The sequence below is a fragment of the Streptomyces sp. NPDC045021 genome, assembly GCF_056432645.1.
Genome location: NZ_JBWKIQ010000003.1, coordinates 531,593 through 544,475 on the forward strand (window position 1 = coordinate 531,593; position 12,883 = coordinate 544,475).

10 protein-coding genes are annotated in these 12,883 nt (G+C 72.9%); all 10 read right to left on the reverse strand.

The features are described 5' to 3' along the window. Positions 1-7: 7 nt before the first annotated feature. The gene (locus tag AC07DC_RS13635; RefSeq protein WP_478914533.1) at positions 8-1,252 is read right to left on the reverse strand and encodes an MFS transporter; all 1,245 of its coding nucleotides are present in this window, start codon (positions 1,250-1,252) and stop codon (positions 8-10) included. Further along, on the reverse strand, positions 1,249-2,988 hold the full coding sequence (locus AC07DC_RS13640; RefSeq protein WP_478914642.1) for an IucA/IucC family protein: 1,740 nt from the start codon (positions 2,986-2,988) through the stop codon (positions 1,249-1,251). The genes AC07DC_RS13635 and AC07DC_RS13640 overlap by 4 nt, the downstream gene beginning before the upstream one ends. A 56-nt stretch (positions 2,989-3,044) precedes the next feature. Beyond that, positions 3,045-4,238, reverse strand: a complete 1,194-nt coding sequence (locus AC07DC_RS13645; RefSeq protein ID WP_478914534.1) for an ATP-grasp domain-containing protein — start codon at positions 4,236-4,238, stop codon at positions 3,045-3,047. Positions 4,239-4,322: 84 nt separating this feature from the next. Next, complete coding sequence (locus AC07DC_RS13650; RefSeq protein WP_478914535.1) at positions 4,323-5,330, reverse strand: ABC transporter substrate-binding protein; 1,008 nt, start codon at positions 5,328-5,330, stop codon at positions 4,323-4,325. A 100-nt stretch (positions 5,331-5,430) separates the two neighbouring features. After that, positions 5,431-6,270, reverse strand: a complete 840-nt coding sequence (locus AC07DC_RS13655) for an ABC transporter ATP-binding protein (protein WP_478914536.1) — start codon at positions 6,268-6,270, stop codon at positions 5,431-5,433. Continuing rightward, positions 6,267-7,352 carry a FecCD family ABC transporter permease gene (locus AC07DC_RS13660; protein WP_478914537.1) on the reverse strand — a complete coding sequence of 362 codons (1,086 nt, stop codon included), beginning with the start codon at positions 7,350-7,352 and terminating at the stop codon, positions 6,267-6,269. The genes AC07DC_RS13655 and AC07DC_RS13660 overlap by 4 nt, the downstream gene beginning before the upstream one ends. Further along, positions 7,349-8,374 (reverse strand): FecCD family ABC transporter permease, encoded by a 1,026-nt coding sequence (locus tag AC07DC_RS13665; RefSeq protein ID WP_478914538.1) that lies wholly within the window; start codon positions 8,372-8,374, stop codon positions 7,349-7,351. The genes AC07DC_RS13660 and AC07DC_RS13665 overlap by 4 nt, the downstream gene beginning before the upstream one ends. Positions 8,375-8,463: 89 nt before the next feature. Further along, entirely contained in the window at positions 8,464-8,787 is a 324-nt protein-coding gene (gene nirD / locus AC07DC_RS13670) for a nitrite reductase small subunit NirD (protein WP_478914539.1), read from the reverse strand. Then, the gene (gene nirB / locus AC07DC_RS13675; protein ID WP_478914540.1) at positions 8,784-11,390 is read right to left on the reverse strand and encodes a nitrite reductase large subunit NirB; all 2,607 of its coding nucleotides are present in this window, start codon (positions 11,388-11,390) and stop codon (positions 8,784-8,786) included. Before nirB ends, nirD begins: the two co-directional genes overlap by 4 nt. A gap of 2 nt (positions 11,391-11,392) precedes the next feature. Then, the gene (locus AC07DC_RS13680) at positions 11,393-12,748 is read right to left on the reverse strand and encodes an NAD(P)/FAD-dependent oxidoreductase (protein ID WP_478914541.1); all 1,356 of its coding nucleotides are present in this window, start codon (positions 12,746-12,748) and stop codon (positions 11,393-11,395) included. Positions 12,749-12,883: the final 135 nt, after the last annotated feature.

Below are 12,883 nucleotides of genomic sequence, written 5' to 3' on the forward strand. Positions count from 1 at the left end.
GGCTCCATCAAGGGTGCGAGAAGAGAGCGTGTGTGGCGGCTGCGACGGTGATCAGGGCGACGGCGGTGCCCGCCAGTACGGGCGCCGTCGGTCCGAAGGCGCTGTTGCCGAGTGCGGCGACCACTCCGGCGGCGACGGCCCCGCCCTTGGAGACGAACTCCAGGGAGCCGAACATCCGCCCCGGCGGCCGGCCTTGCACCGCGTCGGCGGCGAGCAGGGACAGGCAGACCAGGCCGAGGGTGAGCCCGGCACCGAGCAGCAGCCGGACGGCCGTGAACGTGATCAGCGAACCGGCCACGGCATGCCCGGCGAGACCCGCGGCCACCGCCGCGAAGCCGAGGGCGATACCGAGCCGGGGGCGGTTGCGGAAGGCGGAGTGCACGGGCGCCGCGAAGAGCAGGTAGCACAGGTGCGGCAGGGCGAAGAGCGACCCGGAGATGACCGGGGAGATCCCCGATATTCGGTCCCCGAGCAGGGCGATGAGGTAGGGGAAGGAGATGACGGTCGAGAAGACGAACGCGAACTCGAAGACGTACAGCTCCCGCAGAAGCCTGCGCTGCGCGGTGACCGGCGGCGCTTCCACCGCCGATCCGGCCGACCCTGCCCCCACCGGTGAACCCGGCTGCTCCGGCAGCGGCTTCTCCAGGACCACGACGGTCTCGCGCGGTTCCGGCAGCGCCAGCAGCATCGCGGCGGCGCCCAGCGGGAGGAGGGCGAGCAGGGCGTACTGGCGGTGCGGGGAGAGCCACGGCGACAGGGTGCCGACGACGATGGGTGCGGCGACCAGGGCGGCGCGGGCGCTGCCCTGCATCAGGGTCAGGGCCCAGGACAGCCGGGTGCCGTCCAGTCCCGCCGCGAGATAGCCGTTGGTGGCGGCGAAGGTGCCGCCGAGGATGCCCTGCAGCACGAGGGCGGCGGTGAAGGTGGGCAGCGAGTCGGCCGCCCCGGCCAGCAGGAAGGACAGCGCGAGGCCGAGCTGGGCCCGCAGCAGCAGCCGTTTGCGGCCGTAGCGGTCGGCCAGCCGCCCCCACAGGGGGGCGGCGAGGCCGCCGAAGACCGTCGGGACGATGTAGAGCAGCCCGGCCCAGTGCGCGGTCGCGTCGCCCAGTTCCGGCAGGATCGACGTCAGGTACGGGGGCAGACCGAGCGCGGCGAACGAGGCGACGAAGTAGCAGGCCGCGACCGCGTGCACCTGGCGGCGCCCCAGAACGGGAGCCGGAGCGGCGGCAATCGTCGTCGCCTGCGCGCTCACCGAGAACCAGTCCCGACCAGCAGGTAGTTGGGGCCGGTCGTGTAGTGCTTGTTGATGTCCGCCGCGCCGGAGCGCTCCTTGCTGAGCAGCGTCCCGGCGCTGACCATCGCCTTGACCGGGAAGTGCCCGGCGTTCAGCACGCGCTCGCGCAGCACCTCGGCGGGCTCGCCGCCCAGGCGGTCGATCGCCGCGGAGAGCCGGTCGCGGACCAGCCGCAGCAACTCGTCCAGTGGCGCCCGGCCGTGCTCGGCGAGCCCGAAGGCGTACGAGCCCGCGCACAGATGGACGGTGATGGTGGTGAACAGGTCGACGAGCGGGTCGTCGGAGACGCAGAAGATCCGCTCGTCGTCGAACTCGTCGATCCGGGCCGGAAGTTCGCCCAGCGCCCGGCTCAGCCGCGCGGTGTTGATGCGCGGCCCGTCGTTGTCCTTGAGGACCAACCGCAGCCGGGTGGTGCCCGTCGAGCGGTCCAGGTCCAGGGCGAGGGAGATGTTCTGCTGGTGCGACTCCAGGGCGATCCCGTAGCCGAAGAGCGTGGTCTGCCAGTCGAAGAGCAGCGTCAGGCAGGCGTCGAGGAGAGCGACGGGGTCGCCGTCGTAGAAGCGGTCGGCGAGCTGGTCGATCACCAGCCGGCCGTCCGGGGCGCCGGCGAGCAGCGCGGCCATCGGGACCAGGACGGAGTTCTGCAGCTGCTCCGGGTAGCGGCGCAGCAGGACGGCGAGGAGTTCGTGCCCGGCGTGCGCGTAGCGCCGCTCGTCGGCGAGCAGCACGGTGTCCCGGAAACGTGGTTCGCGGGCGATCACCTGGCTCAGCAGGAGTTGGCAGGCGGCTCCGTCGGCGAGGGTGCCGGGCTTGATGGTCCGCCGGTTGCGCAGGCCCAGGGTTGCGGTCGCCAGCGGCAGTTTGAGGTGCAGCAACGGGTACGTACGGTCCGCGAGCGTGCGCATCGACAGGGTGGGGACTAGCGCGAGGGGCCGCTGCTCGGCGAGGAACGCGCGCCCTTCGAGGCCGGCGGCGCGCAGCGCCTCCGCCAGCGGACCGCCCACGGTCAGCGGGTGCACGGGGAGCACGGTGTGGGTGTCGCGCAGCTCCGGCATGCCGAAGGAGGCGGGCGTCGGCCACAGGAGGGAGTACGCCTCGGCGGGACCGCCGCCGGACTCGGTCACGGCCTCGCGGGGCAGGACGAGCCAGCGCGGCGCCACGTCCTGGTGGAACTCCGGTGCGTAGGCGCGCAGTTCGGCCTCGTCGAGGCCGCTGCGGCCGCGCGAGGTCGGATAGACCGGGTGGTCGTGGAAGGCGGCCAGCGCGTCGAAGCCCAGGCTGCGGGCGTACGTCCAGTACGCGGTGTCGGCGCCGTACCGCTGGGCGAGCCGGCCCGTCACCTCCGTGCGTACCCGGTCGTGCAGCCGCAGGGTCGCGGCGGTCTGCCGGCACTCCTCGGCGAACGCGTCGAAGCCGGCCCGGTCGGCGGGATCCGCCAGGGCGCGCAGCGCCCGCAGTACGGCGTCGGTGCCGGTCAGTTCGCGGCCGTCCGAGGCGCGCCGCAGCAGGGGCAGCCGGGCGGCGTACTCGCTCTGGAAACCGTCCTCGGTCACCGGGAGCAGCAGCGCGTCCTCGTAGCCGCTGTACGTGTACGGCAGCCGCAGCCAGCTGCCATCGGCCTCCTCGACGGCGGTGGAGCGGGTGCGCAGCCCGACGACGTCCTCGCGCAGCAGCGCGCTCAGCACGCGCAGCATCAGCTCCGCATCGGTGTCCGCGTCGACGCCCGTCGCGGTGCCGGTATCGGTGCCCGTCACGGGGTGATCTCCCAGCGCTGCGCCCCGAGGAACTCCGTCACGGCGCGGTCCACCGCCTCCTGGTCGGTTCCGGTGGCGCGCAGGATGCCGAGGTAGTCGCGGTTGGTGTGGTGCAGTTCGTGCCGTTCGCCGGGCTCCCGCAGCGGGCGGTAGACCAGCCGGACGCCGTCCACGGCGAGTTCGGTGGCGGCGGGTGCGGCGGCCAGGGTGCCCGCGCGCTGCGCGCACGGGTAATCCAGCCGGGCGCGGCCGTCGTCGCGCGCGCCGAGGTCGGCGGGGAGCGGTTCACCGAGGTGGACGCGGAGGATGTGCTCGAAGAGCGGGATGTCGAGCAGCCCGGCGAGCAGCAGGTCGCACTGGTCGCCGATGGCCCGGTAGTTGACCTCGATGATGCGCGCCCGGCCGTCCTGGACCACGAACTCGGTGTGGCAGGCGCCGAACCCGACGCCGAGGGCGTCCAGTTGTGCGAGGACCTGCGCGACGACCGGTTCGGGGTGCTCGGGGACGAAGGTGAGACGCTCCTCGATGAAGTAGGGGAGCGGCGAGAGCTCGGTGTGGAATCCGCCCAGGACGTGCCGGGTGCGGCCGTCACCGAGCGTCTCCAGCGTGTACAGCTCGCCGGTGAGGTACTCCTCCGCGACGAGCGCCGCCCGCGGGCGGCGCGCCTGGATCTCCTTGCAGCGCAGCACCAGTTCCTCGGGGTCGCCGACGAGCACCACGTCCTCGCTGGCCACGCCCTCGCGCGGTTTTACCACGCACGGGTAGGGGACCGGAAGTTCGAGCAGGACGGCGGGGTCCTCGCCGGCCGCGAGTTCGGCGGACCACACGGTGTCGGCGCCGGTGGCTGCCAGATGGCGGCGCATCTGCGCCTTGTCCTTGGCCCGCAGGGCCGCCTGCCAGGGCTTGGCGGGCAGGCCGAAGTACTCGGCGGCCAGGGCGGCCTGGGTCTGCAGGTGGTCGCTGTTGGTGAAGACCGCGTGGGGGGTGCGGCCGGTGGCGATCCGGGTGATGACGGCGCGGAAGTCGCGTACGTCGCACTCCACGACGTCCACCCGGCTGCCGTACAGCTCCTGGTGGGCGGCGGGGGAGTCGGTGAGCACGGTGACGTCCAGGCCGAGCCGGGAGGCCGCCGGCAGGAAGCCCTCGGTGACGGAGTCCGTGGGGTTGAGCGCGAGCAGATACAGCCGCATGGCCGGGAGTCCTGTTCTGGGATCGCGTGGAGGGGAGGGGGGCGGGCCGGCGGGGGGAGGCCCGCCCCTCTCACACGGGGGGCGTTACTTGGGCAGGTCGACGCCCGTGGCCTTGGCCACGTCGCCGAGCATGCTGATCGCGGCCTGGACGCCGATACCGGACATCCAGGTCTCGTCGGTCACATTGACGACCTTGTTGTTCTTGACCGCGCCCAGGTCCTTCCAGACCGGGTTGGACTCGACGACGCTCTGCTGCGTCTTGGCCGGGTCGTCGGAGACGGTGACGAAGACGAGGTCCGCGTCGGCCTTGTCGATCTGCTCGGGGCCGACCTCCAGCATCGCGCTGTGGACGTTCTGCGAGGCCGGGCGGCCCAGGCCGATGTCGCTCAGCACGACGCCACTGAACGAGTCCAGCTGGTAGAGCCGGGTCGGGCCGGCGACGAAGCGGACGACCGAGGCGGTCGGCTCCTTGCCGCCGTTCTTGGCCTTGATGGCCGCGCCGAGCTTCTTCGCGCGGTCCTCGTAGGACTTCAGCGCCGTGGCGGCTTCCTTCTCCAGGCCGAGAGCCTTGGCGTGGACGGCCAGGTTCTCCTTCCAGGGGAAGCCGGTGGTCGCGGTGAAGACGGTCGGCGCGATCGCCTTGAGCTTGTCGTAGACCTTCTCGTGGCGGACCTTGGAGGACAGGATCAGGTCCGGCTTGAGGGACGCGATCAGCTCCAGGTTGGGCTCCGCGGACGGGCCGACGTCCTTGGTGCCCTCGGTGCTGCCCTTCAGGTACGCGGGGAAGCCGCCCTCGGACTTCAGGTGCGGCGCGACCGCGCCGACCGGGGCGATGCCGAGCATCGTCACGTCGTCCAGCTCACCGGTGTCGAGGACGACCACGCGCTTGGGCTTCGCGGGGATCGTGGTGCTGCCCATGGCGTGCGTGATGGTGCGCGGGAAACCGTCGGCGGTGGCCGCGGCGTTCGCCTTGTCCTCCTTGCCCGCGGTCTCGCCACCACAGGCGGCGAGCGCGCCCACACCGATGACGAGGGCGACGGGCGCGGCGATCAGCCGGACGAGGCGGCGGCGGAGCGGGGCTCTGGTGTTCATGAGGGTGGGATTCCTTGCGGCTAGATGCGACTGGATGCGGCTGGATGCGACGAGACAGGGGGGGACGGGAACGGGGACGGGAAAGGTCGGGGGCGGGGGCTCAGCCGGCGACGGCGGTGGTGTGCCGTCTGGCACGGCCGCGGGGCACGACGAGCGGGGTGCCGGTCTCGGGGTCGGGGATGACCTGGCACTCCACGTCGAACACGGACTTCACCAGCGCCGCGTCGAGCACCTCGGAGGGCGGCCCGGCCGCGGCCAGCCGGCCTTCCTGGAGGACGACCAGGTGGTCGGCGTACCGGGCGGCCTGCCCGAGGTCGTGGAGCACCATGACGACGGTGCGCCCGGACTCGGCGTGCAGGTCGGAGACCAGGTCGAGGACGTCGAGCTGGTGCCGCAGGTCGAGGAAGGTGGTGGGCTCGTCCAGGAGCAGCAGTTCGGTGTCCTGGGCGAGGGCCAGCGCGATCCAGGCCCGTTGCCGCTGGCCGCCGGAGAGCTGGTCGACGTGCTGGTCGCGCAGTTCCGTGGTGCCGGTGCGGTCCAGCGCCTCGTCGACGGCGGCCTGGTCGGTGGCCGACCAGGGGCTGAGCAGCCGCTGGTGCGGATAGCGGCCGAGCCGGACCAGCGCCTCGACGGTGATCGCGTCGGGGGTGACCGGCTGCTGCGGCAGCAGTCCCATCCGGCGGGCCAGCGAGCGGGCGGGCATCCGGTGGATGTCCGCGCCGTCCAGGGTCACGGTGCCGGCGGCGGGGGAGAGCAGCCGGGTCAGCCCGCGCAGCAGCGTCGACTTGCCGCAGGCGTTGGGACCGACGATGGCGGTGACGGCGCCGCCCGGCAGGACGAGGTTCAGGTCGCCGATGACCCGGCGGTCGCCGTAGCGCAGATCCAAGCCATGGGTGGAGAGCTGATTGCTGTGGGGCGGCCGGTCGGCGCGGGCGGTCATCCGAAACTCCTGTGCGTGGGCCTGCTCTGACGGATCATCAGGACGAGTAGCCAGGGCGCGCCGAGGGTGGCGGTGACCACGCCGACGGGCAGTCCGTGCACCGGCAGCAGATGCTGCACGACCAGGTCGGAGCCGAGCAGCAGCACCGCTCCGGTCAGCGCCGAGAGCGCGAGCGTCCCGGCTGTCGGCGGTCCGGCGAGGAAGCGGACGACATGCGGTACGGCGAGCGCGACGAACGCGACCGGGCCGGTGAGCGCGGCGGCCAGCGAGGCCAGCACGATGGCGGTGAGCAGCAGTTGGAGGCGCGCGGCGGACGGCGCCAGGCCGAGCCCGCCCGCCGAGTCGTCGCCCAGGTCGAGGACGGCGAGGCGCCGGTGCAGTACGAACGCGGCGGCCATCGCCGCGGCCACGGCCCCGCCGGCGGCGGACACCTCGGTCCAGGTCCGCCCGTAGAGCGACCCCGTCGTCCACTGCAGCGCGGAGTTGGCGAGCTCGGCGGGGAAGCGCACCACCATCAGGTTGACGGCGGCGGCCAGGCCCGCCTGGACGGCCAGTCCCACCAGGACGAGGCGGGTGACGCCGAGTCCCGAGCGCCAGGCGAACGCGCCGAGCAGGACGGCGGCGAGCAGCCCGCCGCCGAGGGCGGCCAGCGGGATGAGGGTCTGCGAGGCGCCGGTGGCGAGCAGCGAGACGGCGCCGAGGGAGGCGCCGCCGGTCACGCCCATGACGTCGGGGGAGGCGAGCGGATTGCGGAACAGCCGCTGCAACAGCGCGCCGGCGACGGCGAGTCCGGCTCCGGCGACGATGGCGGCCGCCATCCTGGGCGCCCGGAACTCCTGGACCACCAGCACGTCGCCGGAGTCGCCGAGCCCGATCAGGGCGCGCAGCGCGGTCAGCGGGGGCATGGGGATCTGTCCGGTGGTGAGCGCGGTGGTGGCGAGGGCGAGGATCGCCGCCGCGGTGCAGACGCTCAGCAGCGCGGTGCGGCGCCCGCGGGAGGGCCGCCGCTTCCGGGCGGCGGGGGGATCGGCGCGAGGTGCGGGGACCGCGGAGCGCGAGGTCGTCGAGGTCGGCGGGGTCATCGTGCCACCTTCCGGGCCAGCACCGCGAGCAGCGGTGCGCCGAGGAAGGCGGTGACGATGCCGACCTCCAGTTCGGAGGGCGCGATCACGACGCGGCCCAGGACGTCGGCGCTGAGCAGCAGCACGGGACCGGCGATCAGGCAGCCGGGGACCAGCAGTCGGTGGTCGTTGCCGAACACCAGCCGCACCAGGTGCGGGGCGGCCAGGCCGATGAACGCGACCGGTCCCGCCACCGCGACGGCGGAGCCGGCGAGCAGCACCACGCAGAGGCCGCCGGCGATCCGGATCCTGGCCACCGGTACGCCCAGCGCCTGCGCGGTCTCGTCGCCGAGGGCGAGCGCGTTGAGCGCCGGGATGATGGCCAGCGCGATGACCAGCCCGACGGCGATCAGCGGGAGTACGGGGTAGAGCACGTCGAGCGTCCGCCCGGAGAGCGAGCCCGCGAGCCAGAACCGGGCCTCGTCCAGGGTGCGGTTGCTCGCCAGCATCACGGCCGATGTCCAGGACACCAGGACGGCCGTCAGTACGGTGCCGCCCAGCGCGAGGCGGACCGGGTCCAGGTCGCCCGCCCGCCGGGCGAGCGTCTGGGCGAAGAGCGCGGCGGCCGCGGCTCCGGCGAACGCGAACCACAGGTACTGGGCGGGGTGCGTCAGATGCAGTGCGAAGATCGCCGTGACGACGGCGAAGCCCGCGCCCGCGTTGATCCCCAAAGTCGTGGGCGAGGCAAGCGGGTTGCGCGTGACGCCCTGGGCGACGGCCCCCGCCACCCCGAGCGCCGCGCCGACCGCGAGCCCGATGAGGGTGCGCGGTACGCGGAGCCCGGTGACCACCACCGCGTCGCGGCTGTGGGCGTGGTGGAACAGGGCGTCGAGCACGGTGCCGAGGGGGACCGGCCGCGACCCGAGCGCGAGGCTCGCTGCGGCGCACAGCGTCAACGCGACCACGCCGAGCAGCAACAGCGGTATCCGCCGTACCGGGGAGGGGAGCCGGCCGGCGACAGCCGTCCGCTGGTTCTTGAACACGCATCGGATCTTAGGTTAGGTAAACCTAACCTTGTCAACTCGCTGTGTGTCCGCCGCGTTACGCGATGCGGGTGGGACCGTACGGAGGATTACATGGATCTGATGGTATAAGAGGCGGTACTGACCGATTCGTCGTCCAGGCAGGTACCGGTCGCCAGATCGAAGCGCTGCTTGAGCAGCGGGGAGGCCACGTACGTCCGGCCGCCGTCCGAGCCGACCAGGCCGCGGGAGAGCACGTAGGCACCGGTGAACGGGTCCTGGTTGCCGATCGCGTACAGGGCCCCGTTCCGGTCCTGGAAGAGGGCGGCCTGCGAGCCGTCGGGCAGCAGGGCGGCGACGCCCCGGCCGGGGGTCAGCAGCGTGTCGTCACAGACCGGGAACCACGCGTCGTCGAGGAGGAGTTCGATGGTCATGCGGTGACCGTCCCTTCGAGGGTGCGGATGGCGAGAGTGGGGCCGGCGAGCAGTACGGGGCCGGCCAGCAGGTCCAGGTCGGGCTTGACCTGATCGCGCTCCTCGACGAACCGGACGCTGGGGTCGGGCACGTCCGGAGCGTTGACGAAGGAGACGAAGCGGCGCAGCCGCTCGGGGTCGTTGATGGTGTCCGCCCACTCGTCGCGGTACCCGGCGACATGCGCCGACATCAGCGACTCCAGCTCGTCGCAGATGCCCAGCGAGTCGTGCACGACGACATCGCGGACGTGCTCCAGGCCGCCCTCGATCCGCTCCAGCCAGGCGGAGGTGCGCTCCAGCCGGTCCGCGGTGCGGATGTAGAACATCAGGAACCGGTCGATGAGCCGGACCAGTTCCGCGTCGCTGAGGTCCTGCGCCAGCAGGTCCGCGTGGCGCGGGTCGGCGCCCCCGTTGCCGCCGACGTACAGGTTCCAGCCCGACGCGGTGGCGATGATCCCGAAGTCCTTGCCGCGCGCCTCCGCGCACTCGCGGGCGCACCCCGAGACGGCGGACTTGAGCTTGTGCGGCGAGCGCAGCCCCCGGTAGCGCAGCTCCAGGTCGATGGCCATCCGCACGCTGTCCTGGACGCCGTACCGGCACCAGGTGCTGCCCACGCAGGACTTCACCGTGCGCAGCGCCTTGCCGTAGGCGTGCCCCGACTCGAACCCGGCGTCGACCAGCCGGGTCCAGATCAGCGGCAGTTGATCGACGCGGGCACCGAAGAGGTCGATCCGCTGGCCGCCGGTGATCTTCGTGTAGAGGCCGAAGTCCCGGGCCACCTCGCCGATCACGATGAGCTTCTCCGGGGTGATCTCGCCGCCGGGGATGCGCGGCACGATCGAGTACGAGCCGTTGCGCTGCAGGTTCGCGAGAAAGTGGTCGTTGGTGTCCTGGAGCGCGGCCTGACCGCCGTCCAGCACGTGCACCGGAGCGCCGATCGACGGCGCGAGCGAGGCGATGACCGACGCCACCGCGGGCTTGCAGATCTCGCACCCCTCGCCGCCCCTGGCGGCCTCGCGGCCGTGGCTGTCGAGCAGCGCCGCGAACGAGGTGATGCGCAGCGCCCGCACGATCTCGTACAGCTCCTGGCGGGTGTGCGCGAAGCAGCCGCACAGCCCCTTGTCCTCGGCCGGGGGCAGCAGCTGGCCCAGCACCTTCAGGCAACTGCCGCAGCCGGTACCGGCCTTGGTGCACTTCTTGATCTCCGGCACGGTGGTGCAGGAGTGCTCGGCGACGGCGCCGAGTATCGCGCCCTTGGTGACGTTGTGGCAGCTGCAGATCACCGCCGTGTCGGGCAGCGACGACGGCCCGAGTTCGACCGGGCCGCCCGCGCCCGCCGGCAGCACCAGCCGCTCGGGCGGGACCGGCGGCACCGAACCGGTCATCGGGCGCAGCATGCCGTACGAGTCGGCGTCGCCGACCAGGATGCCGCCGAGGAGCACGCCCTCCCGCGAGACCACGAGCTTCTTGTACACGCCGGAACGGGAGTCGGAGTACAGCACGTCCAGGCAGCCCGGGGTGGCGCCGTGCGCGTCGCCGAAGCTCGCCACGTCCACGCCGAGCAGCTTGAGCTTCGTCGACAGATCCGCGCCCTTGAAGGAACCCGCGTCGCCCGCGATCGCCTTCGCCGCCGTCTCCGCCATTTCGTAGCCGGGCGCGACCAGCCCGTACACCCGGCCGTCCGAGGCCAGTGCGCACTCGCCGATCGCGTACACCGACTCGTCCTGCGTACGGCACTGCTCGTCCACGACGATCCCGCCGCGCTCGCCGACCGGCAGCCCGCACTCCCGGGCCAGCTGGTCGCGGGGGCGTACGCCGGCCGAGAAGACCACCAGGTCGGTCGCGAGCGTCGAGCCGTCCGACAGCGACATCGCGGCGACGCCGCCGCTCTCGCCGGCCACGATCGCCTGCGTGCCGACGCCCGTATGGACGGTGACACCCATCTCCTCGATGGTGCGCCGCAGCGCCTCGCCGCCGCCCTCGTCGACCTGCACCGGCATCAGGCGCGGCGCGAACTCCACGACGTGCGTGTCCAGTCCGAGCCCCTTGAGGGCGCCCGCCGCCTCAAGACCCAGCAGCCCGCCGCCGACGACCGTCCCGGTGCCGCCGGTCTTGGCGTACTCCTCGATCGCGAGCAGGTCCTCGATGGTGCGGTAGACGAAGCAGCCCTCGGCGTCCTTGCCGGGCACCGGAGGCACGAACGGGAAGGAGCCGGTGGCCAGCACCAGCGTGTCGTACGCGAAGGTCAGCCCGGAGCGGGCCGTCACGGTACGCGCCGCGCGGTCGACGGTGAGCGCGGGATCCCCCAGCCGCAGCTCGATGCCGTGCTGCTCCATGAAGCCGTCCTCGGCGAGGGCGAGTTCGTCCGGCGTCGTCCCGGAGAAGTACGAGGTCAGATGCACCCGGTCGTATGCCGCCCGGGGCTCCTCGCACAGCACGACCACCCGGGCGCGCTCGGTGACGCCCCGGTCCGCCAGCGCCTCCAGGAACCGCTGCCCGACCATTCCGTGTCCGACCAGCACGATCGTGGGAATCGTGGGAACGTCCGTCGTGTCAACAGCCATGGTCAGGAACCTCCGTCGTTGGTGAGCAGGTGGAGCAGCGGAGCGGATGCGGTCGGGAGCGGCTCGTCGGCCTCCCAGGTGCGGGCGAGCGTGCCCACCGCGGCGAGATCGCCGAGCAGGATCCCGCCGACCAGCCGGTCGTCACGGATGACGACCTTCCGGTACGCGCCGCGGGTCGCGTCCGTGAGGCGCAGTACGTCGTCGCCGGGGACCGGCAGCGGGTCGCCGAACGCGGCGAGGTCGAAAGGAGCGATCCCGGTGGCGCCGAGGCGGGCGGTCCCCGTTGCGGGGTCGGCGGTGGTGTCGGAGGCGGCGGATGCGGCGGATGCGGAGGCGGGAGAACCGCCGAGGGTCAGCCGGGTCAGGGCGCGGGTGCCGGTGTAGCGCGGTGGCTCCGCCGGGCGGCCCGATGACGGCCCCGTCGCCGCTTCGGTGAGCAGCAGTGCCAGCGCGTCCGCCTGTTCACGGGCCGCGTTCGCCAGGCCGTACACGACGCCCGCGTGCTGCGAGCAGTCGCCGATCGCGTGGATGAACGGGTCCGACGTCCGCAGCTCGTCGTCCACGACGATGCCCTTGGCGACGTCGAGCCCCGCCGCCTGCGCCAGCCCGGTACGGGGCCGCACGCCGCAGGCGAGTACGACGAGGTCGGCGTCGAGGCAGTAGCCGTCGGCGAGTTCGACGGAGCGCACGATCCGGGACGTACCGTCCGGGCCGGTCCGCAGCCCGCGCACCCGGCACTCGCTGTGCACCTCGATGTCCATCGACTCCAGATGCGCGCGCAGCAGCTTGCCGGAGTGCTCGTCCAGCTGCCGTTCCATCAGGTACTCGCCCTGCTGGAGCAGGACGACATGGGCGCCGCGCGCCGCCAGCGCCCGTGCCGCGGAGACGCCGAGCAGCCCGCCCCCGACGACCACGGCCCGTACGCCGGGGCGGACCGCCGCGGAGAGCGCCAGGCAGTCGTCCATGGTGCGGAAGGCGTGCACGCCCAGCGGCAGTTCACCGCGCCCGGCCTCGAACAGACCGCGCAGCGGCGGCAGCACCGGGTTGGAGCCGGTGGCCAGTACCAGCCGGTCGTAGCGGGTGGCGGAGCCGTCGTCACAGATCACGAGCTGCTCCGCGCGGTCCACCCGCACCACCCGCCGTACCGTGCAGTCGGCGTCCGGCAGCGTGATGACGTCCGGCTCGTACCGCCCGGCGAGGACCTCGGCGAGCAGCACCCGGTTGTACGGGGCGTGCCGCTCCTCGCCCAGCAGTGTCACCCGGACGTCCGGGGCGGCGGGCGCGAGCTGCTGCGCCAGGCGCGCACCGGCCATGCCGCCGCCCACCACCACAATCTCCATGCCCGCGTCGATGTCCATGCCGGTCAGCCTGCGGCGCGGCTGTTACCCGTCCGCATCGCGTCCGTTTCCCTGAGGGAACGGTGCCCTCAGCGCGGGACGGCGGCGAGTGTGAGACGGGTGCGAGAGGGCCGGGTGGGGTTGCCGGGGCGATGG